Raw genomic sequence first — 23,447 nt, 5'->3', positions numbered from 1 at the left:
ATTCCGCCTGATCGGAAAGGGCTCTAGAGCACGGGGATGCCGGCCTGCTTGGCCTTGGCCTCCGGCTCGACATGGATGTTGACGAGGATGTCGGCGACCTCGGCCTCCAGCGCATCCTCGATCCGGTCGCAGATGGCGTGCGCCTCGCTCACCGGCATCTCGCCGGGCACGACGAGGTGGAAATCGACGAACGTCATGCGCCCTGCCTGACGGGTCCGCACATCATGAGCCTCGATGGCGCCGGTGGCCTCCTCGGCGATGCGCGCGCGGATGCGCCCCAGCGTCTCGGCCGGCACCGCCTGGTCCATCAGCCCGCCGATGCTTTCCTTCAGCACGCCATAGCCCGACCACAGGATGTTCACCGCCACCAGCGCGGCGAGGACGAGGTCGGCCTTCTGGTAGCCGGTGCCGATGGCGATGGCGATGCCGGCCAGCACGGCGGCGGAAGAGATGACGTCGGTGAAGAGGTGCTTGCCGTCGGCCACAAGCGCGGGGGAGCGCAGGCGCCCGCCCTCGCGGATCAACACCCAGCACCAGGCCGCATTGATGACGCTGGCCAGCGCGTTGGCGCCGAGGCCGTTGATCGACGGGTCGAGGACGTGCGGTTCCTCCCAGGCGAAATACACCTCGCGGAAGATCGACAGCGCGGCGACCACGATGAGCACGCCGACGATGACGGCCGAGAAATATTCCGCCTTGGCATAGCCATAGGGATGGGCGGCGTCGGCCGGGCGGGCGCTGACCTTGAGCGCGATCAGCGCGGCGATGGCGGTGCTGACATTAACCAGGCTTTCCAGCGCATCGGAATAGAGCGCGATGCTGCCGGTCAGCCGGTAGGCGACATATTTCAGTGCCAGCACCACGATGCTGACGACCACGCTGCCGGCCGCCAGCCGCAAGGACCGTTCCATCCGCTCATTCCGTTCCGATGACGCCCGCGCGCCGGGGTCGTCCGATTAGACAGTCGGTACGTGAAAATCAAGCCAGGACAAAGGTTTGCAACTGGTTCGCAGGAGCGTTAGCAGGCGAGCTGGCAAGCTTGGCCGCCGTCATGTGACGGGCTTGTGCCCGGTAATGTCGCGGCTTGCTGTGTCATGAACGACCATCAGGCATGGGCGGTGCGCGGCAGGATGGCGCCGCGATGCTGGATCACCCGGCCGGCCAGCGCATGGCCGGCTTCCGCCGCCATGACCGGCGGCTTGCCGTCGAGGCGCGCGGCGAGATAGGCGGCGTTGAAGCTGTCGCCGGCGGCGGTGGTGTCGACCGGGGTCACCGGCTCGGCGATCGCGACCAGCTGGGAGGTGCCGCCCGAGACCACCAGCGCTCCCTCGGCGCCGTTCTTCACCACGATCTCGTCGACGCCGAAGGTCGACAGACGCTCGGCGGTGGCGGCCGGCGAGCCATCGTTCCACAGCATCGCCTCGTCCTCGAAGGTCGGCAAGGCGAGGGTGGAGCGCTTCAGCGCCTGGGCATAGACGGTGCGGGCGCGGGCGACGTCGCCGCGCCAGTTGCGCGGGCGGTAATTGCCGTCGAACACCACTTTGGCGCCGCGCTCGCGGGCGAATTCCAGTGTCGCCAGCAGGCGCCCGAGGCCGACATTGGAGTAGATCGAGAGCGTGATGCCGGAGAGATAGACCAGTTGCGCCTCGATGATCGCCTCGGCGACGCGCTCCCAGCCGGGTAGCTCGAACAGCTCGCGGGCCGGGGCGTTGTCGCGCCAATAGCTGAAGGTGCGCTCGCCGAAGGTGTCGGTGTCGATGACATAGAGGCCGGGCATGCGGCCGGGTGCGCGCAGGATCTGCTTGGTGCCGATGTTCTCCGCCTCGGCGGCGGCGACGATCTGTTCGGAATAGCGGTCGTCGCCCAGTGCGGTGGCATAGCCAACCTCGACGCCGGCGCGGGCGAGATAGACGGCGGTGTTGAAGGTATCGCCGCCAATGCCGAGCCCGTAGCGCGCATCGGCGCCGCGGGAGAACTCGACCATGACCTCGCCGATGGAAACTACCTTTGCCATGGACTCTTTCTCCTGCTGCGGGGGCGCCATTTCCGGCGCCCGGGATTCGCGCGCAGGTTCGCCTCAATCGGCGGCCGCGGCAACCCGCGACGCCGAATGGGCTCTCGCCAAGCTTCGATGTGGCGGCCTTTCCCGCGCCTCAGGCGGCCCGCGCCGAGGTGAGGAAGTCGCCCATCCGCTCCAGCGCCCGGCGGATGTTTTCCGCCGAATTGGCATAGGACAGGCGGATATAGCCCTCGCCGAACACACCGAAATCCGGGCCGCCGATGGTGGCAACGCCGGCTTTTTCGAGCAGGGCGTTGGCCAGTGCCTTTGCCGAGTTCCAGCCCGTGCCCGAGACATTCGGGAAGGCGTAGAACGCCCCCTTCGGCGTGGCGCAGGCGACGCCCGGCAGCGCGTTCAGCCCGTCGACCACCAGCTTCCGGCGGGCGTCGAACTCGGCGACCATCGCCTTGACGCAGTCCTGCGGGCCGGTGAGGGCGGCCAGCGCGCCGAACTGGGCGGGGGAATTGACGCAGGACCAGGCGTTGACGCTGAGCTTGCGCACCGCCTCGAATAATGCCGGCGGCCACAGCGCCCAGCCCATGCGCCAGCCGGTCATCGCATAGGTCTTGGACCAGCCATTGAGCAGGATCAGCCGGTCGCGGATCTCGGGATAGGCGAGCAGGGTGGTGTGCTCCTCGCCGTCGAACAGGAACTGGTCGTAGATCTCGTCGGAGAGGATGGCGACGTGCGGGTGATGCTCCAGTCCGGCGACCAGCGCGTCGATCTCCGCCTTCGGCGTCACGCCGCCGGTGGGATTGGCGGGCGAGTTGAGGATGAGCAACCGGGTGCGCGGGGTGATGAGCGCCAGCGTCTCCTCGGCGGAGAAGGCGAAGCCGTTCTCCTCGCGGATCGGTACCGGCACCGGCGTGGCGCCGGTGAACTCGATCATCGAGCGATAGATCGGGAAGCCGGGATCGGGATAGAGGATCTCCGCCCCCGGCTCGCCGAGCATGAGGATGGCGGCGAACATCGTCACCTTGCCGCCGGGCACGATGACGACCCGGCCGGGATCGATCGTGGTGCCGTGGCGGCGGTGAATGTCGGCCGCGACGGCCTCGCGCAGCGGCGCGATGCCGATGGACGGCGTGTAGCCGTGCTCGCCGTCGCGCAGCGCCTTGATCGCCGCCTCGACAATGTGGTCGGGCGTGCGGAAATCGGGCTGGCCGATGCCGAGATTGATGATGTCGCGCCCCTCGCCGGCGAGCGCTGCCGCGCGGGCGAGTACCGCGAAGGCATTCTCCTCGCCGATGCGCTCGAAGGCCGAGATGGGACGGATGGGGGAGATGGGCGATGTCACGGGATTATTCTGTGCTGGCGTTGATAGGGCGCGGGACGACCGCAAATTGCTTGTAGTTTCGCCATTGGTGTCACATGAACGGGGCGGGCTTCAAGCTGTTCTCTCCGTCCTAACCGTTCAATGCGCGTGACGCCGGGATCTTTCAATGAGCACTGATGCGTTCGACCTGACTCTGGGAGAGGTGGTGGATTCCCGGCCGGCGGCGCGGCCTCAGCGTATCGCGCTCACCGGTCGGCATGTCGGCATCGTGCCGTTCGACGTCGGCACGCACGGCCCGGCGCTCTATGAGCGCTCGCACGGGCCGGAGAAGGAGCAGCTCTGGGCCTATCTCGGGGCAGCGCCCTTCGAGGACTATGCCGCGTTCGAGGCCTATTACGCCGCAGCGGCGCAGAAGGACGACCCGCTGCTCTATGCCATCATCGACAAGGCGAGCGGCGAGGCGGTGGGGCACGCCACCTTCATGCGCATCGATCCGGCCAACCGGGTGATCGAGGTCGGCAACATCCTCTACACCCCGGCGCTGATGCGCACCCCGGGCGGCACCGAGGCGATGGAACTGATGGCGCGCCACGTCTTCGAGACGCTGGGCTATCGGCGCTACGAGTGGAAGTGCAACGCGCTCAACGCCCCCTCGCGCCGTGCCGCCCTGCGGTACGGCTTCCGCTTCGAGGGCGTCTTCCGCCAGCACATGATCGTCAAGGGCCGCAATCGCGATACCGCCTGGTTCTCCATGCTGGACGGCGAATGGCCGCAGCGCGCCCACGCCTTCGCGCATTGGCTGGCACCGGAGAATTTCGACGCCGAGGGGCGTCAGCTCGCCTCGCTCGGCGTCTTCAATGCCGATCAGATCGAGGTCGGCGACATCCGGCTGCGGCGGGCCAGCCTTGCCGACCTGCCGACGGTGGAAGAGGTGCAGCGGCGCGCCTATGCCAAGAACCGCATCCTTCTCGGGGTCGAGCCGGTGCCGCTGCTGTGGGACTACGCCCAGGTGTTCCGCGAGCGCGAGGTGTGGGTGGTCGACGGCGCCACCGCTTTGTCGGCGGTGCTGATCCTGGAACCGCGGGCGGAGGACCTGCTGCTCGACAGCCTAGCCATCTCGCCGATGGCGCAGGGATCGGGCCTCGGCAATGTGCTGCTCGCCGCCGCCGACGCGCGCGCGCAGGCGCTGGGGCGTGGGGTGGTGCGGCTTTATACCGGCGAGCCGCTGTCGGCCAACATCAACTGGTATCGCCGCAAGGGCTATTCCATCGAGCGGGTGGAACAGATGCCGGACCGGCGTCTCGTCCACATGGCGAAGGCGCTCGGCTGAACGCGGACGTCCGGCGCGGGCGAGGGGAAGGGGGCACCTCGCGACCTTGTTTCCTTGCGTGCGCCGGCGGATCGCTTACATTCGGCGACTGGAAATGGCGGGTATCGGCCCGCGACGAATCTGGACTTGCCTGCGATGAGCTATGTTGAAGCGGCCGCCGCGCCGCTGAGGAAAACCGGTCAGATCCGCCTGCACGGGCCGGAAGGCTTCGAGGGCATGCGCCGTGCCGGGCGGCTGGCCGCCGAGGCGCTCGATCTCGTGCACGAGATGGTCGCGCCGGGCGTCAGCACCGAGGCGATCGACAATCTGGTGTTCGAATTCGGCATGGACAACGGCGCCATCCCGGCGACGCTGATGTATCGCGGCTACCGCAAGTCGACTTGCACCTCGATCAACCATGTGGTCTGCCACGGCATTCCCAACGAGAAGCCGCTGCGCGAGGGCGACATCGTCAATGTCGACGTCACGCTGATCTATAACGGCTGGTACGGCGATTCGAGCCGCATGTACCCGGTGGGCGAGATCCCGCGCCGGGCCGAGCGGCTGCTGGACGTGACCTACGAATCGATGATGCGTGGCATCGCGGCGATCAGGCCGGGTGGCCATGTCGGCGACATCGGCGCGGCGATCCAGGACTTTGTCGAGCCGCTGCATATGAGCGTGGTGCGGGACTTCTGCGGCCACGGCGTCGGCCAGTTGTTCCACGACGAGCCGAACATCGTGCATGTCGGCCGCCGGGGCGAAGGCCCGGAACTGATGCCGGGGATGATCTTCACCGTCGAGCCGATGATCAATCTCGGCCGGCCGCATGTGAAGGTGCTGTCGGACGGCTGGACGGCGGTGACGCGCGACCGTGCGCTCTCCGCCCAGTTCGAGCATTCGGTCGGCGTGACCGAGACCGGGGTGGAGATCTTCACCCTGTCGCCGAAGGGCTATCACAAGCCGATCTTCGGCGGCTGAGCGGCCGGGGCGGCGGATGAGGCCTAAGCCGGGCTTTGACGAGACGCCGACGTCCGAAACCGTGCCGTCCGAGGCCGTATCGGCGGAAGCCGGGATGTCCGAGCGCGCAGGGTCGGCCGACTATGAGCCCCATTTCACCGGCCACCGTGAGCGGCTGCGCGAGCGCTTCCGCTCCGGGGGCGGGGAGGCGCTGCCGGACTACGAACTGCTCGAGCTCGTGCTGTTCCGCGCCGTGCCGCGCGCGGACGTCAAGCCGCTCGCCAAGAAGCTGGTCGAGCGCTTCGGCTCCTTCGCCGAGGTGATCGCCGCCCCGCCGGCGCGCCTGCGCGAGTTCAAGGGCGTCGGCGAGGCGATCATCACCGAATTTCAGCTGATCGGCGCGGCGGTGCAGCGGGTGACGCGGGCGCAGATGCGGGCGCGGCCGGTGCTGTCTTCGTGGAGCGCGGTGATCGCCCATTGCCGCGCCTCGATGGCCTTCGCCGACCGCGAGCAGTTCCGTGTGCTGTTCCTCGACAAACGCAACCAGCTCATCCTCGACGAGGTGCAGCAGAGCGGGACGGTGGATCATACGCCGGTCTATCCGCGCGAGGTGGTCAAGCGGGCGCTGGAAGTGTCGGCGAGCGCGGTCATCCTTGTCCACAACCACCCGAGCGGCGACCCGACCCCGTCGAGCGCCGATATCTCGATGACCAAGACCATCATCGATGTGGCGAAGCCGTTCGGCATCGAGGTGCATGACCACATCATCGTCGGCAAGGACGGCCATGCCAGCCTCAAGGGCCTGCGGCTGATCTAGCGGCGCCTGGCCTCAAAAGCCGCTTAGCGGCAGGGCGAAGGGCAGCAGCACCAGCCCGGCGCCGAGCAGCGCGACATCAAGCAGCAGACAGGCGCCAACCAGCAGGGGGCGCGATGCCGGGCGCTGCACCAGCACGGTGGCGCCGACGAACAGGACGATCAGCCCGGCGAGGATGGGTGCGAGCGCGAGGGCGGGGTTCATGGATGCGGGCTCCCCATCGCCGCCTCGCCATAGCCGCCGGCATGCGGTTCCACCTTGCCGCGGAATACCCAATAGGCATGCGCCTGATAGGCGAGGACGATCGGCAGGATGACGACGAGCCCTATGGCAATGAATCCAAGGGTTTGCGGGTCGGCCGCGCCGTCCCAGACGGTCACGTGGCGCGGTACCACATAGGGCCACAGGCTGACGACGAGGCCCACGAGGCCGAGAGCGAACACCATCAGCGACAGCAGGAAGGTGCGCGGCTCGGCGCCCTCCCAGATGCCGCGCCAGATGGCGACGAGCACGGCGAGCGTCGCCAGCGGCACCGGCGCGAGCAACAGCAGGTTCGGCAAAGCGAACCAGCGGGCCGCCACCTCGGGCACGGTCAGTGCGCTCCACAGACTGACCAGCGCCATCATCACCGCGGTGAGGATCAGCGCGGCATGGGCGATCTCGCGGGCGAAAACCTGAGTGGAACCAACGGTTTTCCAGATCAGCCAACCGGCGCCGATCAGCGCGTAGCCGCCGAGAAGTCCGATGCCGCACATGAGGCCGAGCAGGGAGAAGAAGCTGAACGGGCCGCCGGAGAACATGCCGTCCTGCATCGGCACGCCACCGATCAGCCCGCCGAGAATCAGGCCCTGGCAAAGGGTTGCCAAAATGGAGCCGGCGGCGAAGGCGATGTCCCAGACGAAGCGGAAGCGGGTCGCCTGGAGGCGGAACTCAAAGGCGATGCCGCGGAAGATCAGCGCGAACAGCATGAACATGATCGGCAGATAAAACGCAGGCAGAAGAACGTAGTAGCCGGCCGGGAAGGTGGCGATGAGCAGCGTGCCGCCCATCACCAGCCAGGTCTCGTTGGCGTCCCACACCGGCTCGATCGAGGCCATCATCAGGTCGCGCTGGTCGTCGCGGGGGGCGGCGAGGAAGAGGATGCCCACCCCGAGATCGAGGCCGTCGGCCAGCACATAGACGCTGACGCAGAACGCCGCGAGAGCGGCGAAGGCCAGCGGCACATGGGGATTCTGCATGAGCTCGAGCATCTCAGGCTCCTGCCTGTTCGAGGGTGGCGGGCGCCGTCGATGAGGACGACAGCGAGGCCGGTGAGGTGGACGATGCGGCCGAAAGGCCGGCATTGGTGCGATCGAGGCCGACATGCTCGCGGGACGGCACCGAGCTATCGGCCGGCCCCTTGAGCGCCAGCCGCCCGGCGAACCAGACGAAGCTGAGCAGCAGCACGTTGTAGACGGCGAAGAAGATGATCAGGCTGGTGGTCACCGCCCCGGCGGTGACGGGAGCCACCGCATCGGCGGTGCGCAGATGGCCGTAGACGATCCAGGGCTGGCGCCCGGCCTCGGTCACAGTCCAGCCGGCGAGCACGCCGAGGAAACCGAGCGGGGTGGTCGCCATGGCGAGGAGCTGGAACCAGCGGGCGTAGAACAGCCGCCCGCGCAGCCGCAGCGCCAACCCGGTGACGGCGGTGGCCAGCAGCGCGAGGCCGATGCCGACCATGATGCGGAAGGCGAAGAACACCAGCGGCACGTTGGGCTGGTCGGATGGCGGCACCGTCTTCAGCCCCTCGACCTCGCCGTCCCAGCTATGGGTGAGGTAGAGGCTGGCGAGGTGGGGGATGTCGAGGGCGTAGAGGTTCTTCTGCTCCGCCATGTCCGGCCAGGCGATGACGGTCATCGCCGGTCCTTTCGTCGTGTCCCACAGCCCTTCCATGGCGGCGAGCTTCACCGGCTGGTTCTCCAGCGTGTTGCGGCCATGCAAGTCGCCCAGCGCGATCTGGGTGGGGGCGAGCACCAGCGCCAGCCACATCGCCATCGAGAAGGCGGTGCGCGAGGCGGCAAGGTGCTGGCGCCGCCACAGATGGAAGGCCGAGACGCCCGCCACCACGAAGGAGCCGGTGAGGAAGCTGGCGCAGACCATATGGGCGAGGCGATAGGGGAAGGAGGCGGTGAAGACCGCCTGCCACCAGTCCACCACATGGAAGATGCCGTCGGCATCGGCCACCGCGCCGGCCGGTGTCTGCATCCAGCTATTGGCAGCGATGATCCAGGTAGCGCTGAACAGCGCGCCGGAGGAGACCATCAGGCAGGCGAAAAAGTGCGTGCCCTTCGATACACGCCCCTCGCCGAACAGCATGATTCCGATGAAGCCGGCCTCCAGGAAGAAGGCGGTCAGCGTCTCGTACATGAACATCGGGCCGAGCACGTTCGACACCGAACGGGAGAAGCCGGCCCAGTTGGTGCCGATCTCGTAGCTGAGCACGATGCCGGTGATGACCCCCATGCCGAAGCTGAGGGCGAACAGCCGGATCCAGAACCGCATCAGGTCGCGATAGACCGGCCGGCCGGTGCGCCACCACAGCAGGCTGAGCAGGGTGCAGAACCAGGCGAGGCCGATGGACAAGGTCGGCCAGAGAATGTGGAAGCCGATGGTGAAGGCGAATTGCGCCCGGGCGAGTTCGACCGCGTCCATCCTCAGCGCGCTCCCTGCCCGGCGACCTTCACCAGCCGCACCGGCACGCCCTTGTAGGAAGGGGTGAAGCTCAGCGGATCGTGGGCGTAGAGCGGCACCAGCGGGTTCATCTCCGGGTAGTAGGCGGCACAGCCGCCATCCGGGAACGCGTAGGGCACCACGCGGAAGCCGCGCACGGCGCGCTCCACGCCATCGGTCGCCACGGTGACGATGTCGACGCGGTCGTCGGCCTTCAGGCCGCGCTTCTCCATCTCGCCTTGATTGAGGAAGATGACGTCGCGCTGGTTGTAGACACCGCGATAGCGGTCGGAATTCGAATAGAGCGTGGTGTTGTACTGGTCGTGGCTGCGCAGCGAGGTGAGCCACAGCGCCTCGGCGTCCTTGATGCTGGTGTCCTCGCACAGCCCGTCGACGACGAGGAAGTTCGCCTTGCCGGAAGCCGTCGCCCAGATGCGCTCGCGCGCCAGCGAGGTGAGGTGGAAGCCGCCGGGCTCCTTGATGCGGGCATTGTAGCCGGCAAAGATCGGGAACACCGCCTCGATGTCCTCGCGGATCAGCGCGTACTCGCCGGCGAGCTTCTCCCAGGCGACCTTCGAACCCGCTCCGAGCGTGGCGCGGGCCACGCCGGCGATGATCGCCGGCTCGCTCCTGAGGTGCTCGGAGGCCGGCGGCCGCACGCCCGCCGAGGCGTGCACCATCGACATCGAATCCTCCACCGTGACCGATTGCGGCCCGGTGGCCTGGAGATCGACCTCGGTGCGGCCGAGGCAGGGCAGGATCAGCGCGTCCTTGCCGTGCACCAGATGGCTGCGGTTGAGCTTGGTGGCGATGTGGACGGTGAGCTCAAGCCGGCGCATCGCCGCCTGCGTCGCCTCCCAATCCGGAATGGCGGCGGCGAAATTGCCGCCCAGCCCGATGAACACCTTCGATTCCCCGCGCACCATGGCTTCCAGCGCGGTGACGACGTTGTGGCCGTGCTGGCGCGGCGGCGCGAAGCCGAAGCGGGCCTCGATGCGGTCCAGCAACTCGTCGCTGGGGATCTCGGTGATGCCGACCGTGCGGTCGCCCTGCACGTTGGAATGGCCGCGTACCGGGCACATGCCGGCGCCCTCGCGGCCGATATTGCCCTTGAGCAGCGCGAGATTGGTGAGTTGCTGGACGTTCCGCGCGCCATGGCGGTGCTGGGTGATGCCCATGCCGTAGACGAAGATGGTGCGCTCGGCCTTGATATAGGCGTTGGCGGCCTCCGCGATATCGGCCTGCGACAGGCCGGACTTGCGGACAATGGCGTCCCACGGCGTCGCCGCGAGGTCGGCGACCAGCGCCTCAACGCCCACCGTGTGGCCGCGGATGAAGTCCCAGTCGAGCACCGGGGCGGCCTCGGCGCGCCGGGCCGCCGCGTCGGCCTCGATGAGGCATTTCATGATGCCCTTGATCGCCGCCACGTCGCCGCCGACCTTCACCTGGAACAGGCGGGAGGAGATCGGCGTCGAGGTGAGGGTCGCCATCTCCACCGGGTTCTGCGGCGCCTGGAAGCGCTCCAGCGCCCGCTCGCGCAGCGGGTTGAACGACATGATGGTGGCGCCGCGCCGCGATGCGTTGCGCAGGTCGGTCATCATGCGCGGCGAATTGGTGCCGGGGTTCTGGCCGAAGATGAAGATGCAGTCGGCCTTCTCGAAATCCTCCAAGAGCACCGTGCCTTTGCCGACGCCGATCGATTCCGGCAGCCCGACGCTGGTGGCCTCGTGGCACATGTTCGAGCAATCGGGGAAATTGTTGGTGCCGAACTCGCGGGCGAACAGCTGGTAGAGGAAGGCGGCCTCGTTGGAGGCGCGGCCGGAGGTGTAAAACTCCGCCATGTTCGGGTCGGGCAGCGCGTTGAGATGGCGGGCAACCAGGGCGAAGGCCTCTTCCCAGCTCACCGGCTCATATTTGTCGCCGACGGAATCGTAGCGCATCGGATGGGTGAGGCGGCCTTCCATCTCGAGCTCGAAATCGGACTTGCGTTCGAGCTCGGCGACGGTGTGGGCGGCGAAGAAGTCCGGCGTGCAGCGCTTCGCCGTGGCCTCCCAGGCGACCGCCTTGCCGCCGTTCTCGCAATATTCGAACGGCGAGGTGTGCTTCGGGTCGGCCCAGCCGCAGCCCGGGCAATCGAAGCCGCCCGGCTGGTTCATGTGGGCGAGCAATTCCATGCCGGAGATCGGGATTTCCTGCTCGACGAGGGCGGTTCCCATCGCCTTGAGGGCGCCCCAGCCGCCGGCGGGGTGATGATAAGGGCGAATGGATTTCGCGATACCCATGGCAGGGCTCCCGTCGTGCGGTGAGGGGGAAGGATCAGTTGCGGCCGCGCTGGGCGCTGCGCCACTGATGCGGGGTGTCGCCGACGAAGCGGCGGAACACGGTGGTGAAGTGGGCCTGGGTCTGGAAGCCGACCTCCAGCGCGACGGCGACCAGCGTTTCGCGGGTCTCGATCATCATCGCCTGCGCCTTCTCGATGCGCCGGCGCAGCAGGAACTCGTGCGGGCGCAGGCCAGTGGTGACGCGGAACTGGGCGGCGAAATGCATGCGGCTGAGGCCGGCGGCGTCGGCCATGCCGGCGAGGGAGACGCTCTCGCTGAGATTGTCGTCGATATAGGCGACGACCTTCTTCAGCCGCCACTTGGGCAGGCCGGACTTGGGGCGACGCGGCGCCGGGACCGGCTCGACGACGGGCGCCTCCAGCGGGTCGCCGGCGGGACGCATGGTGAGCGCGCGGGTGACGATGGCGAGGCGCAGCGCATCGGCATAGACGTCGCCATACTCGTCGGCGCGATGCTCGGCAGCCTCCAGCGCCAGCGACATGCGGCGGATCACCGGATCGTCGGTGCCGGCGGGGACCGGGCCGGTGGCGAGGCGGAAGGAGGTGGGGATCTGGTTGCCGGCGACGCGCAAATGCAGGGTGCCGTCCCGCGTCGGCTGCTGCTCGACCAGCGGCAGGCCGGCCGCCGGCAGCGCGCTGGCCGCCGAGATGGCGAGGACGAGATCGATATGGCCGAGGCGGACGGAGAGGGTGTCGGCGGCGGGCAGCGGCGCGACCGGCGCGGCGGCGAAGGGCACGGGCAGGATGTCGGGGAGGGCGGAGGTGACGGTACCCTCGATCTGCGGAGACACATGGAACGACATGGCCGGAACTCCCTCTGTCGGAGGAGTGGGACGGAGCGTCTGCCCGTGGTCCCGGCGATGGTGATCCCGTGGGGGGCGGCATGTCTTGTTGCCCGACCGCACGAGGATGTCCCATCGCCGTATCTGGACGTTTCCAGGCATCGGCTGGCGATGGGCAAAGAATAGGCGCGGCGCGAAATTGCTCCATTCTACGTGGGTTTGGCCGGCTATATGAAGAGTTTGCCGGCCCCATACAAAGGTATGGGAGCGAGCGGCGGAGGAACGGGAGAACGGCGTGGCGGCATTCGCGAAAGAAAACCGCGCCGGGGCGGTGCAGGGAAAGCGGTCGGTTGCCGCGCGGGGCGCGCGGGCGGGCGCGACGCCCTCGGCAGCACCTCGCCCGACCCCTTTCCAGGAGAAGAGACATGCCGATGCGCATCGTGATTGTCGGCGGCTCGGTCGGTGGCCTGTTCGCCGCCGAACTGCTGCGCCGGGCCGGACACGACGTCACCATCCATGAGCGTTCGACCACGGGGCTGGAGGGGCGCGGCGCCGGCCTCGTCGCCCAGCGCGAGGTGTTCGCCATGCTGCGCGAGGCCGGGGGCGAGCATGTCGCGCGGTTCGGCGTCGAGGCGCATGAGCGCATCGTGCTCGACCACGCCGGTGACGTGGTCCACCGGCAGGCGACGCCGCAGACGCAGCTGTCCTGGGACCGGCTGTTCCGGGTGTTCCGCGAGCGGGTGCCCGACGGCGGCTATGTCGGCGGCCGGACGGTCACGGGAGCGACGCAGGACCCACGGCGCGCGACGGTGCATTTCGCCGATGGCGGCGCGGAGGAGGCGGATCTCGTCATCGCCGCCGACGGCCTCGGCTCGACCCTGCGCGGGCTGGTGGCCGGCGCGGGCTCGTCTCCTGCCTATGCCGGCTATGTCGCGTGGCGCGGGCTGGTGCCGGAGACGGCGATGCCGGCCGAGGCGGCGGAGACGCTGTTCGAGCGCTTCGCCTTCTACGACATCCCGCGCTCTCAGGTGCTCGGCTATCTGGTTCCCGGCGCGGACGGGGCGATCGAGCCGGGGCGGCGGCGCTATAACTGGGTCTGGTACCGGCGCTACACGCCCGAGGCGCTCGCCGAGGTGCTGACCGACGTCGATGGGCAGCAGCACGATTTCTCGCTGGCGCCGGGGCAGATGCGGCCGGCGGCGGCCGATGCGCTGCGCGCCGATGCCGTCCGGCTGCTGCCGCCGGCCTTCGCGGCGGCGGTGGCGGCCGAGCCGCGCCCCTTCGTGCAGGCGATCTTCGACTATGCCGCTCCGCGCATGGTCGCCGGGCGGCTGGTGCTGATCGGCGACGCCGCCTTCGTCGCCCGGCCGCACACCGCCATGGGTGTCGCCAAGGTGGCCGGCGACGCCTTCGCGCTGCGCGACGCGCTCATCGGGCAGCCGGACCTGCCGGCGGCGCTGGCGGCGTTCGAGCGAGTGCGCCTCCTGCACGGGCAGGCGGTGGTCGACTATGGAAGGCGGCTCGGCGCCTCGTTCGACTGAGGCGGCGGATCGGGCGCCGCGCGGGCTGAATGGCCCGCCGGTGCTTTCAGTAGTGGCGCGGGCTTAGCGGCCCGCCGGCGCTTTCAGTAGTAGCGCGGGCTGAGCGGCCCGCCGGTGTCTTCAGTAGTAGCGCGGGCTGAGTGGCCCGCGCGGCGCCCGTCCGAGCAGGGCGACGACTATGAGCCCGGCCAGCGCCCCCCAGTAGCAGAGCTGGAATCCGTCGATATAGGACAGCACATTGGCTTCGCGTGCCACCAGGGCGGCGAGGCTGGCGACGCCGCGCGCGCTGGCCTGCTGCGCCGAGGCCCCCGCATCGGTGAAGGGGGCGGTGAAGCCGTGCAGCGCGTCGGTCACCTTCTGGCTGGCCGACGACACATGCAGGCCGAGCAGGTAGGAGTGCAACTGCTCGCGGTGGCGCAGGAAGGTCATCATGATGCTGACGCCGGTCTCGGCGCCGCCGAGGCGCAGCACCTGCACATAGGCGCCGACCGCCGTCGCCTGCTTCGGATCGGAATTGGCGAGCAGGTAGACCACCGCCGCCAGGAAGGTGAAGCCCTGTCCCACCGACTGGATGAGCAGCATCGGCAGGAAGGTCCAGCCCGCCCATTCATGGGTGATGTAGGTGCCCATGTGCCCGGCGATGGCGAAGGCGAGGAAGCCGATCAGCAGGCTCAGCCGGACGTCGAACAGGCGGATCATGATCACCGCGACCGGCATGATCACCAGGAGCGGCAGGGCGACGCCGACGACGATCGGCCCACCGATCTCCTCCGGCCGCAACCCCACCACGTTGGAGAGGAAGTTCGGCACCAGGAGGCTGTTCGACATGCTGGCGAGGTTGAAGCACAGGATGATCAGGAAGCCGAGCAGCACGTTGCGCTTGGCGATGACGCGGTGGCTGGCCCAGGGCGTCCTCACCAGCGTCTCGTTGACGAAGAAGAGGACATGCATCGCCACCCCCGCCACCAGCAGGGAGAGGATCAGCCCGGATTGCAGCCAGTCCAGCCGGTTGCCCTGGTCGAGCGCGACATAGATGAGCGCCCAGCTGGAGCCGAGCAGCGCCATGCCGCCCCAGTCGGCGCGTTGCAGCAGCCCGATATCGACCTTCTCCACCGGCGAGCCGAGGCGCACCAATATGCCGATGAGCGGCGCCAGGAACACGTCCTGCCAGTAGACCCACTCCCAGGACAGGTGGGTCTCGTAGAAGCCGACGATGGCGACGCCGGCGCTCTGCGAGAAGGCGAGCCGGAAGGCATAGACCGCCAGCGCCGGCACCCACCATTTCAGCGGCAGGTTGCGGAAGATGATCATGATCGTCGCCGGGATGAATATGCCCAGCATGAAACCGCGCAGCCCGTGCAGGAAAGCGAGCGTCTCCCAGTTCCGCACCTCGGGGATGATCGCCGACACCACCGCATAGGCAAGGCTCGGCCAGAACAGCACCCGGCCGACGCCGAAGGTGGCCGCCAGCCAGGCGACCGCCGGGGCGATGAAGATCTGCGGCGCGGTGGCGATGGTGGAGAGCCAGGCGCCCTGGTCGAAACTGAGCCCGAAGGCGCCGCGCAGGTCCGGCAGGCCGATGGAGAACAGCCGGGTGTCGAAGCCGACCAGGAAGGAGCCGAGCAGCACCGCCGCGGCGGCCAGCGCCGGGCGGCCATAGGGCCGGCTCTGCGGCGGCGCGGGCAGGGCAGGGGCGGCGGGGGGAGCGGCGGGGCCGGTGGCGGCGTTCATGGCGATCACTTCGCCGCGTCGATGTGGATTTGCGCTTCCACCGACATGCCGGCGCGCAGCCTGTCGGTCAGGGCCTGGCCCGGCTCGATGGCGATGCGCACCGGGATGCGCTGCACCACCTTGGTGAAGTTGCCGGTGGCGTTGTCCGGCGGCAGCAGCGCGAAGACCGAGCCGCTCGCCGGCGAGATGCGCTCCACCCGTCCGTGCAGCGTCTGGCCGGGGAAGGTGTCGACGGTGATGTCGACCTTCTGGCCGGGCGCGACGTGGGTGAGCTGCGTCTCCTTGAAATTGGCGATCACATAGACATTGGGGATCGGCACCGCGGCGATCAGGTTGGTGCCGACATTCACATAGTCGCCGATCTGCACGAGGCGGGTGCCGACAATGCCGTCGAAGGGCGCGGACACCTGCGTGTAGCCGAGCTTGAGGTCGGCGGTCTTCAGATTGGCGTTGGCGGCATCGAGGCTGGCGCGCAGCGTGCCCTCCTGGCCGATCAGCACGTCGAGCTGGCGCTTCTGCGCCTCGATGGCGGCCTGCGCCGAGCGCACATCCGCCTGCGCCTTGGCGAGATTGGCGGTGGCCTGCTGCAGCTTCTGCTCGGTGCCGGCGATGCCACCCTGCACCAGAGTCTGCTGGCGGGTGAACTCCTCGCTCATCTCTACCTCGGCCGCCTGGGCGGAGACCAGCTGCGCCTCGGCCTGGCTGATGACCGCGCGCTGGAGTTCCTCCTGATTGCGCAGATTGGTGAGCGCCGCCTGCGCCCCCTCCACCGCGGCCTGCGCGGCGTCGCGGGCGGCCTGATAGTCGGCGGGGTCGATCTCGACCAGCGGCTGGCCGGCCTTCACCGCCTGATAGTCGTCGACCAGCACTTTGAGCACATTGCCGCTGATGCGGGCGCTGAGCGTGGAGACGTCGGCGCGCACATAGGCGTCGTCGGTATATTGCAGCGGCTGCTCGCTGGCCCACTGGCTCCAGCGGTTGTTGGTGTAGATCAGCAGCGCGCCGATGGCGAGGATGGCGGCGAGCGGGATCAGCAGCCGGCGCAGGCTGGCGGCAAGCGAGAAGGGCGCGTCGTCCCCGGCAGGAGCCGGACTGGGCGCGGCGTGGTCGGGGGGCGTCGGGGCGGGCATGTCGCGTGGGCCTTCCTTCGGGCGGACAGATCACCGCCGGCGCGACGATCCTGATGGACATCGCGTCGGCGGGCTTTCGAGAATCCATTCCGCGCCGTCCCGGACGTGTGGGTCCGAAACGGCGCGGGCCGAGCATGTCACCGGGCGCGCCGGCGGACCAGCGCCGCCAGCTGCAGCAGGGTGGCCACCGCCGAGAGGCCGATGCCGAGGGCGGAGACGGCCGCCCAGCCGCCAGCGCCCCAGGCGAGGCTCGCCGTGGCGGAGCCGAGAGCGCCGCCGAGGAACATCGCCCCCATCAGCACGGTGTTCAGCCGGGCACGGGCGGCGGGGCGGAGCGAGAAGACGATGTGCTGGTTGGATACCAGGGCGCTCTGGATGCCGAAATCGAGCAGCACCACCCCGACCACCAGGCCGGCGAGCGAGCCCCAGGCGCCGAAGACCAGCCACGACACCAGGGTGACGGCGGCGCCGAGCATCACCGCCTGCGAGGCGCCGCGCTTGTCGGCGAAGCGGCCGGCGAGCGGGGCGGCGAGGATGCCGACCGCGCCGACGAGGCCGAACAGGCCGGCAATGTCGGCGCCGAAGCCGAAGCGCGGCTCCGCCAGCCGGAAGGCGAGGATGGTCCAGAACACCGTGAAGGCGGCGAACAGCGCGGCCTGGGTCAGCGCCGCCAGCCGCAGCGCCGGGAATTCCTGCCACAGGTGCAGGATCGAGTGCAGCAGCCGGCCGTAATGCAGGCTCGAATCCGGCCGGCTGTGCGGCAGGATCAGCGCCATCATGCCGGCGGCGGCGAGCGCCATCGGCACGGCGAGCCAGAACATCTCGCGCCAGCCGCCATGGGTGGCGACGAAGCCGGCGAGGGTGCGGCTGAGCAGGATGCCGGCGAGCAGGCCGGCCATCACCGTGCCCACCGTCGCGCCGCGCTTCTCCGGCGCGGCGAGATGGGCGGCCAGCGGCACGATCTGCTGCGCCACGGTGGCGGCGAGGCCGACCGCCAGCGAGGCGAGCACGATCATCGGGCCGCTGGGGGCGACCGCCGCCAGCACCAGCGCGGCCGCCAGCGCCACGAACTGCGCGACGATCAGCCGGCGCCGCTCGACGAGGTCGCCGAGCGGAACCAGTAGGAACAGCCCGAGGGCGTAGCCGAGCTGCGTCGCGGTCGGGATCGCCGCCGTGACCGGGCCGGGCAGGTCCTGCTCGATGATCGCGAGCATGGGCTGGTTGTAGTAGATGTTGGCCACGGCGACGCCGGCGGCGGTCGCCATGGCGAAGGTGGTGCCGAGACCGAGGCTTGCCTCGAGGCTTGCCTCGGCCGGCACATGGGCTTCGTGCACGCTTTGCTGCGTGGGCATGTGAGTATCTCCTGCGCCCGGCGGGTCCACGCCGTCCGCACGCTTTCCGCGCGGGCGGGACGATCCGGTGACGGTCGCGAATGTCCGGTATCGGTTGCGCTGGAAGATAGTATTTCCCGCAGGCTGATATAGTGTCTTGCAGTGATGCACGATTGTATCGGATTTTGATGTAATGGATTTCGACGCCCTGGCCGTTCTGGTGGAGACCGCCTCGGCGGGAAGCCTCGCGGGGGCGGCGCGGCGGCTGCGGCTGTCGCCGATGGGCGCGACACGGCTGCTGGCCGGGCTGGAGAAGGAGCTCGGCGTGCGGCTGCTGCACCGCACGACGCGGGCGCTGTCGCTGACCGATGACGGGCTGTCCTTCCTGCCGCACGCCGAGGCGCTGCTGGAGGAACGCGCCGCGGCGCTGGCCAGCCTGCGCGGCCGGCAGGGCGGTGCCAGCGGCCTGCTGCGGCTGAGCGCCTCGCTGGCCTTCGGCCGCCAGGTGGTGGCGCCGCTGGTGGTGGAGTTCATGGCGGCGCATCCACAGGTCACGGTCGACCTGCAACTGTCCGACAGCGTGGTCGACATCGTCGCCGAGGGGCTCGACCTCGCCATCCGCATCGCGCCGATGGACGACAGCAGCCTGATCGCCCAGCGGCTGACCGACAATCCGCGCCGGCTGGTGGCGGCGCCCGGCTATCTCGACCGCCACGGCGCCCCTACCAGTCTCGCCGATCTCGCGGGGCACGAATGCCTCACGGTAAGCGCGACGCCGCACTGGAGCTTCCGGGTCGGCACGGCGATGCGGCGGGTCAAGGTGGCCGGGCGATTCACCGCCAATTCGGTCGACGCCATCCACGCGGCCTGCCGGGGCGGGCTCGGCATCGCCAACCTGTCGGACTGGAACCTGCGCGACGACATCGCGCGGGGTCTGTTGCGCCCGGTCCTGCTGGCCGACGCGGTGCCGGAGCCACTCGCCATCTGGGCGGTCTATCCGACGCGGCGGCTGGTTCCCGCCAAGGTGCGGCTGTTCATCGAGGCGCTGTCGCGCCGGGTGAAGGCCGATGCGGCGGGCCGAAGCGGGGAAGAACCACCGGAGGGCTGAGCGGGCGCGTCAGGGCTGCCGCAGGTTGCCGCGCGCGGGCAGGGTGATGGAGATCCGGCCGCCCCAGGCCTCGCCCGGCGGGTCGATGCGGATCTCGCCGTCATGCGCGTTGACGATGGTGCGGCACATGGCGAGGCCGAGGCCCATGCCATTGGCCTTGGTGGTGAAGAACGGCTCGAAGGCCTTCTGCGCCGCGTCGGCGGCGAAGCCGGGCCCGGAATCGCGGATCTCGATGCCGACCCCGCCGGCGACCCGCCAGGTGCGCACCGCCACCCGCCGCTCGCCGGCCGGCGTCGCCTGCATCGCCTGCACGGCGTTGGTGATCAGGTTGATCAGCACCTGCTGCAGCATGATGCGATCGCCCTCGATCGTGAGGTCTTCGGCTTCCAGCATCGGCGTGAGAGCCACGCCATTGGCGGCGATCTCGTGCTGCACCAGCCGGACGGCCTCGCCGACCAGCGCGTCGACCTCGAGCGAGACCCGCTCCGGCTCGACCTTAGTCATGAAGGAGCGTACCCGGCGCACCACGTGCGAGGCATGCCGCGCGGCCTCGCCGGCGGCGTCGAGCGAGGCCCGCACCTCGGCGAGATTCGGCGGGTCGCGGTCCATCCACCGGCTCGCCGCCGCCGCATGGGCGGAGATGGCGGCGAGCGGCTGGTTGATCTCATGCGCGATGGTGGCGGAGACCTCGCCGATGGTGGCGGCGCGCAGCGCGTGATCGAGCTGGCTGCGGGTGCGCTGCAACGCCTCCTGCACGCGGATGCGCTCGGTGATGTTGAGCACGCTGGCCTGCACGCGGTCCAGCATCTCCGCCGGCGGGAAGTTGAAGGCGACCAGCACCCGCAGCAATTCGCCCTGGCGGGTGCGGACGGTGGCCTCGTTCTGGAAATGAGGCGCGCCGGAATCGAACGCCAGCAGGAAGCCGATGAAATCCTCGTCGGGATCGGCGAGGAAGCCGTCGAGATGGGTGAAGAACTCCTCCTTGGAGGACACCCCCATCAGCCGCAGCCCGGTGCTGTTCACATCGGTAACGCGGATGCTGGCGCGGATGCGTCGCAGCACGTCCGGGTGCTGGGCGAGGTGCAGCGCGAGGTCGTCGACGCCCTGTGCCCGCAGAGCGTCGAGCTCCGCCTTCACCGGCCGCAGATCGTGCTCCCAGATCGCCACCGCCAGCGTCTCGAAGATGGTGCGGAAGCGCTGCTCGCTCTGGCTCAGCGCCTCGATGGCGGCCTTGCGCAGGGTGATGTCGGTGTTGGTCTCGAGCGTGGTGCCCTCATAACGGCCCGGCTCGGTGCGCCGGCGCAGCCGGCTGAACACATGGATGGCGCGCCCGTCGCGCGCGGTCTGCACGACCTCGCCCTCCCAGGCGCCGTCCCGCGCCAGCGCGGCCCTGACGGTGCCGCGCGACTGCGGACAGCGCGTCGCCAGCAGGGCGTGGGGATCCTGCCCATAGGCCTCCTCGAAACTCCAGCCATAGAGCGTCTCGGCGCCGTGGTTCCAGTAGATCACCCGGTCGGTGGTATCGGTGAGGAAGATGGCGTCGCTGGTGACGTCGAGCAGTTCCGCCTGCGAGGCGACGGTCTGCCGGTCGCCGTGGCGTTGCAGCAGGATGAAGGTGGCGCCGAGGATCGCCGCCAGGCTGAACAGCAGCCGCAGCGCCGCGTCGAGCGAGATATCCTCGTCGTGCCCGTAGAAGAAGCTGAACAAAGCGAGGGCGATGCACCCCGCGGCCGTGACGCGGATCGCACGTTCCGAGGCGGTGTCGCCGATGAGGATCAGCACCAGCACATACAGAACAGCCACGGCGCTGCTCAGCATGGTGAAGCTGTCGATCAGGAAGATCGCCGCCGCCAGCGCGGCAGCCCCGACATAGCGGCCCCTCAATGTCAGGATGCCCGGAACTGCTTGTCTTCGCATAGGAAAATTCAGCATCTCGTAACGTAATGTCAGGCGGCGCCATTATAGGGGCGGCATGCCACCTGTCATCGGCGAAAGTGCCGAAATAACCTATACCGAGGTATGGTCCGGGCCGCGCGGCGCAGCGGTCAGGCCGGTTCCGCCGCCGCCGCCCGCAGCGTTTCCACCAGGCTCTCGACGTCGCGCGGACCGTCATAGCGCAGGCCGTTGACGAACAGGGTCGGGGTGCCGTTGACCCCGCTGCGCAGCCCGCCGGAAAAGTCGTGGCGGATCTTCTCGTCGTAGCGTCCCTCGAAGCCGGCGCGCAGATGCGCGTGGTCGAGGCCGATCAGCTGCGCATAGGCGACGAGGCTGGCATCGTCGAGCGCGTCCTGGTGCTCGTAGAGCAGGTCGTGTGCCTCCCAGAAGCGGCCGATGCTGGCCGCCGCCTCGGCGAATTCGGCGGCGCGGCCGGCATGCGGGTGCTGCTGAGTGAGCGGAAAATTGCGGAACACGAAGCGCAGCTGGTCGCCCATGGCTTGCTGCACCGCCTTGAGCACCGGATAGGCCTCGCCGCAATAGGGGCATTCATAGTCGCCATACTCGACCAGGGTGACCGGCGCGTCGGCCGGGCCCTGCGCGTGGTCATCGGGACCGACCGGGGGCGTGAGGCGGCTCATGGCGCCACCCCCGCGCCGTTCTTCGCCGCCAGCGTGTCCAACGCGTCCAATATGCCGTCGGCGCCGGGGTTGAGGCCGAGCGGCGAGACGTAGCTCCAGTGGATGGCGCCGGCGCCGTCGATCACGAACAGCGCGCGCTCCGAGGTGCCGTCATGCTCGCGATAGACGCCGTAGCGGCGCGCTACCCCGCCCTTGGGCTCGAAATCGGCCAGCAGGGGAAAGTGCAGCTTGCGCTCGGCGGCGAAGGCGGCGTGGCACCACACCCCATCGGTGGAGATGCCGACCAGCTGGGCACCGTAGCGGTGGAACTCGGGAAGTATCTCGTTGTAGAGCGCCATCTGGTCGCCGCAGACCGGGCTCCAGTCGGCGGGATAGAAGGCGAGGATGACCGGCCGCCCCTTGAGATCGGCAAGCGACAGGGACTGGTCCGGCGTCGCCGGCAAGGTGAAGGCGGGGGCCGGCTGGCCGGGCGCCAGGACGCCGGCAGGAGCGGATGTCTCGGGCATCTTGTGTCTCTCCGGAGGGCGCTGCCGGTGCGCTGCGGCACCGGCGCCGGGGCAAGGGAGTTGGGTCGTTCGGGAATTCGGTCGTGCGGGCGCTCAGTGGTTCGAGCGGGTGGACTCGTAGAGGAACCAGCTGCGGCGCTCGGTCTCGTCGATCCAGTTCTCGATCAGGCTGGCGGTGGCGACGTCGTTATACTCGTCGCAGACCGCGTGGGTGGCGCGCAGGAAGCCGGTGAGCTGGCGGTTGTCCTCGGCGAGCTCGGCAAGCATGTCCTGCGCCGTCACGTAGTCGGCATCGTTGTCGGCGATGCGCTGCAGACGGGAGATATGGCCGATGGAGCGCAGCGTGGTGCCGCCGACCTTGCGGGCGCGCTCGGCGATGTCGTCGGTCATGGCGAAGAGCTGGTCGCCATGCTCGTCGAGCATCAGGTGGTAGTCGCGGAAATGCGGGCCCGACATGTGCCAGTGGAAGTTCTTGGTCTTGAGGTAGAGCGCGAACACATCCGCCAGCAGCGTGGTCAGCGCGGCGGAGATGTCGCGGGTGGCGTCGGCGCCGAGGTCGGTGGGGGTGCGGAGCGGCGCGATCTGGCGCGTCTTAGCCGGGGTGTCGGTCATGGCAGGCTCTCCAATCGGGCGGGTTGTGGTCGGAAGGTGCGGCGGCACGGACCCGGCCGCGCGGCGGTGCGGGGCCGTCGATCCGATGACAGCCAAGCTAGACCGGCTGTCCGGCGCGGGATATCGGCCCTTGGGTTCGCGGCCTCATACGAGAGTTTGTGAGGCGCGTGTCGGGCGGTCGGATGCGGCGGTCGGAGGCGTCCGGTCCACGGCGTCGCCGCCGGGTCGCCTCAGGGGGTACGGCTGAGCGCCTCATCGAGGCAGGCGATCATCTCGCCGCCGTCGAACGGCTTGCTGAGGAAGCCGATGGCGCCGGACGCCGTCACCTGGCGGCGCAGGCGCTCCTCGGGGAAGGCGGTGATGAAGATGACCGGCACGCGATGGCCGCCCTGGCGCAGGCGCGCCTGCAACTCGACGCCGCTCATGCCGGGCATCTGCACATCGCTGATCACGCAATCGCTGTCGAGCAGTCGCGGCGAATGGAGGAAGTCTTCGGCCGAGGCAAAGGTGCTGGTCTCGAAACCCAGCGACCGAACCAAGCTCGCGGTCGCGATCCGCACCGACTCGTCATCGTCGATGATCGAGATCATCGCGGTCTGGCGCACAATGAGTAATCCTTCTCGCTGGACGGGACGCGGAGCGATCACGCGCCTCTTGTTGTC

Annotated in this window: 21 protein-coding genes; 5 read left to right on the top strand and 16 right to left on the bottom strand. The window is 69.0% G+C overall.

What is annotated here, in order from left to right; genetic code table 11:
* Positions 1–23: 23 nt before the first annotated feature.
* From KHC28_RS04310 to KHC28_RS04300, 3 genes are all read right to left on the bottom strand, one after another.
* The gene (locus tag KHC28_RS04310) at positions 24–911 is read right to left on the bottom strand and encodes a cation diffusion facilitator family transporter (RefSeq protein ID WP_214007094.1); all 888 of its coding nucleotides are present in this window, start codon (positions 909–911) and stop codon (positions 24–26) included.
* Positions 912–1,105: 194 nt separating this feature from the next.
* Positions 1,106–2,014: a sugar kinase gene (locus KHC28_RS04305; protein WP_214007093.1), complete on the bottom strand. Its 909-nt coding sequence runs from the start codon at positions 2,012–2,014 to the stop codon at positions 1,106–1,108.
* 139 nt (positions 2,015–2,153) lie between these two features.
* Positions 2,154–3,356, bottom strand: a complete 1,203-nt coding sequence (locus tag KHC28_RS04300) for a pyridoxal phosphate-dependent aminotransferase (RefSeq protein WP_214007092.1) — start codon at positions 3,354–3,356, stop codon at positions 2,154–2,156.
* A gap of 145 nt (positions 3,357–3,501) precedes the next feature.
* On the opposite strand from KHC28_RS04300, the gene KHC28_RS04295 reads away from it, so the two are divergent.
* The 3 genes from KHC28_RS04295 (at position 3,502) to radC (ending at position 6,421) form a co-directional block, all read left to right on the top strand.
* Positions 3,502–4,665, top strand: a complete 1,164-nt coding sequence (locus KHC28_RS04295) for a GNAT family N-acetyltransferase (RefSeq protein WP_214007091.1) — start codon at positions 3,502–3,504, stop codon at positions 4,663–4,665.
* A gap of 135 nt (positions 4,666–4,800) precedes the next feature.
* The gene (gene map / locus KHC28_RS04290; RefSeq protein ID WP_214007090.1) at positions 4,801–5,625 is read left to right on the top strand and encodes a type I methionyl aminopeptidase; all 825 of its coding nucleotides are present in this window, start codon (positions 4,801–4,803) and stop codon (positions 5,623–5,625) included.
* 94 nt (positions 5,626–5,719) lie between these two features.
* A complete protein-coding gene (radC, locus tag KHC28_RS04285; protein ID WP_214007089.1) occupies positions 5,720–6,421 on the top strand; it encodes a RadC family protein in 702 nt (233 codons plus the stop codon).
* A 12-nt stretch (positions 6,422–6,433) separates the two neighbouring features.
* Here the strand turns inward: radC and KHC28_RS04280 are convergent, their stop codons facing one another.
* The 5 genes from KHC28_RS04280 to KHC28_RS04260 are packed head-to-tail and all read right to left on the bottom strand — an operon-like array spanning position 6,434 to position 12,271.
* Positions 6,434–6,622, bottom strand: a complete 189-nt coding sequence (locus KHC28_RS04280) for a hypothetical protein (protein ID WP_214007088.1) — start codon at positions 6,620–6,622, stop codon at positions 6,434–6,436.
* Positions 6,619–7,668: a cytochrome d ubiquinol oxidase subunit II gene (locus KHC28_RS04275; RefSeq protein WP_214007087.1), complete on the bottom strand. Its 1,050-nt coding sequence runs from the start codon at positions 7,666–7,668 to the stop codon at positions 6,619–6,621. The genes KHC28_RS04280 and KHC28_RS04275 overlap by 4 nt, the downstream gene beginning before the upstream one ends.
* A 1-nt stretch (position 7,669) precedes the next feature.
* Positions 7,670–9,109, bottom strand: coding sequence for a cytochrome ubiquinol oxidase subunit I (locus KHC28_RS04270; protein ID WP_214007086.1), 1,440 nt, complete (start codon positions 9,107–9,109; stop codon positions 7,670–7,672).
* Between the two features lie 2 nt (positions 9,110–9,111).
* Positions 9,112–11,409: an FdhF/YdeP family oxidoreductase gene (locus tag KHC28_RS04265; RefSeq protein ID WP_214007085.1), complete on the bottom strand. Its 2,298-nt coding sequence runs from the start codon at positions 11,407–11,409 to the stop codon at positions 9,112–9,114.
* Positions 11,410–11,443: 34 nt separating this feature from the next.
* The gene (locus KHC28_RS04260) at positions 11,444–12,271 is read right to left on the bottom strand and encodes a helix-turn-helix domain-containing protein (protein ID WP_214007084.1); all 828 of its coding nucleotides are present in this window, start codon (positions 12,269–12,271) and stop codon (positions 11,444–11,446) included.
* Positions 12,272–12,675: 404 nt separating this feature from the next.
* Between KHC28_RS04260 and KHC28_RS04255 the strand changes: the two genes are divergently transcribed.
* Positions 12,676–13,791: an FAD binding domain-containing protein gene (locus KHC28_RS04255; RefSeq protein ID WP_214007083.1), complete on the top strand. Its 1,116-nt coding sequence runs from the start codon at positions 12,676–12,678 to the stop codon at positions 13,789–13,791.
* Between the two features lie 120 nt (positions 13,792–13,911).
* On the opposite strand, the gene KHC28_RS04250 is transcribed toward KHC28_RS04255, so the two are convergent.
* From KHC28_RS04250 to KHC28_RS04240, 3 genes are all read right to left on the bottom strand, one after another.
* Positions 13,912–15,522, bottom strand: coding sequence for an MFS transporter (locus KHC28_RS04250; protein ID WP_214007082.1), 1,611 nt, complete (start codon positions 15,520–15,522; stop codon positions 13,912–13,914).
* Between the two features lie 5 nt (positions 15,523–15,527).
* Complete coding sequence (locus KHC28_RS04245; RefSeq protein ID WP_214007081.1) at positions 15,528–16,652, bottom strand: HlyD family secretion protein; 1,125 nt, start codon at positions 16,650–16,652, stop codon at positions 15,528–15,530.
* 137 nt (positions 16,653–16,789) lie between these two features.
* Positions 16,790–18,004 carry an MFS transporter gene (locus KHC28_RS04240; RefSeq protein WP_214007080.1) on the bottom strand — a complete coding sequence of 405 codons (1,215 nt, stop codon included), beginning with the start codon at positions 18,002–18,004 and terminating at the stop codon, positions 16,790–16,792.
* A gap of 172 nt (positions 18,005–18,176) precedes the next feature.
* Here KHC28_RS04240 and KHC28_RS04235 point away from each other — a divergent pair, with 172 nt between their 5' ends.
* Positions 18,177–19,091 carry a LysR family transcriptional regulator gene (locus tag KHC28_RS04235; RefSeq protein WP_214007079.1) on the top strand — a complete coding sequence of 305 codons (915 nt, stop codon included), beginning with the start codon at positions 18,177–18,179 and terminating at the stop codon, positions 19,089–19,091.
* A 9-nt stretch (positions 19,092–19,100) separates the two neighbouring features.
* Here the strand turns inward: KHC28_RS04235 and KHC28_RS04230 are convergent, their stop codons facing one another.
* The 5 genes from KHC28_RS04230 to KHC28_RS04210 all read right to left on the bottom strand — a co-directional run bounded on the left by KHC28_RS04230 (position 19,101) and on the right by KHC28_RS04210 (position 23,375).
* Entirely contained in the window at positions 19,101–21,008 is a 1,908-nt protein-coding gene (locus KHC28_RS04230; RefSeq protein ID WP_214007078.1) for a PAS domain-containing sensor histidine kinase, read from the bottom strand.
* Positions 21,009–21,136: 128 nt separating this feature from the next.
* Entirely contained in the window at positions 21,137–21,667 is a 531-nt protein-coding gene (locus KHC28_RS04225) for a DsbA family protein (RefSeq protein WP_214007077.1), read from the bottom strand.
* Entirely contained in the window at positions 21,664–22,173 is a 510-nt protein-coding gene (locus KHC28_RS04220; protein ID WP_214007076.1) for a redoxin domain-containing protein, read from the bottom strand. Before KHC28_RS04220 ends, KHC28_RS04225 begins: the two co-directional genes overlap by 4 nt.
* A gap of 93 nt (positions 22,174–22,266) precedes the next feature.
* Entirely contained in the window at positions 22,267–22,785 is a 519-nt protein-coding gene (locus tag KHC28_RS04215) for a Dps family protein (RefSeq protein ID WP_214007075.1), read from the bottom strand.
* Between the two features lie 230 nt (positions 22,786–23,015).
* On the bottom strand, positions 23,016–23,375 hold the full coding sequence (locus tag KHC28_RS04210; protein ID WP_214007074.1) for a response regulator transcription factor: 360 nt from the start codon (positions 23,373–23,375) through the stop codon (positions 23,016–23,018).
* Positions 23,376–23,447 lie beyond the last annotated feature (72 nt).

Origin of the sequence: Ancylobacter sonchi (genome assembly GCF_018390695.1) — a bacterium.
GTDB classification, from domain to species: domain Bacteria; phylum Pseudomonadota; class Alphaproteobacteria; order Rhizobiales; family Xanthobacteraceae; genus Ancylobacter; species Ancylobacter sonchi.
Note: the sequence above shows the minus strand (reverse complement) of the source record. Positions and strands in the feature narration are given on the sequence as shown.